Genomic DNA, 543 nt, shown 5'->3' on the forward strand with positions numbered 1-543 from the left:
GCTGGCTCCGGTGACCAGGACGATGTCGGACGGCACGTCGGCTCCATGGCTGAAAAAAGACGCGCGACCCTCTCCGAAAGGGCCGTGCGAATCAAGCGCTTGGGAGGTGTGCTCAGCGGATCGGGCGCGGCCCCGCCAGGGAGGCGCGGGCCGGGCCCGCGAAGCCCGGCCGTGGCCCGGAACCGACACCGACACCCTGACCGACACCTGGACGGACGAGCGGCTGCGGGCCGACCAGCTTCGGGCGTCCGGTCACGACGGTCGGGCCGAGCGGCCGCGGGTGAACGGGCGCGGTGGCGACGCAGCGCATTGTCGTGGCGCCCGCCTTCATGGGCCGCCAGGTCGCCGGGCAGGTGCAGGCGCCGGCCCGCACGGTGCCGCCGATGCAGACGAGCCGCGGCGGCAGCGGCCTCGGCGGCGGCGGCAGGACGACGGGCGGCGCCACGAGTCCGGTCGGCCTGCGGCTGTCCGGCTTGCGGCCGTCCGGGGGCGCGACCGGATCACGGTCGGCGGTCGGGGCGGCGAAGTCGCCGTTGCAGTGGA

1 pseudogene is annotated in these 543 nt (G+C 76.1%); it reads right to left on the reverse strand.

The window, feature by feature from the left end:
- Positions 1 to 112 precede the first annotated feature (112 nt).
- Positions 113 to 543: pseudogene (locus tag ABTU92_RS30215) on the reverse strand (hypothetical protein); the annotation flags it as partial.

This window comes from Rhodoplanes sp. SY1 (genome assembly GCF_046000175.1).
Classification (GTDB): Bacteria; Pseudomonadota; Alphaproteobacteria; order Rhizobiales; family Xanthobacteraceae; genus Rhodoplanes.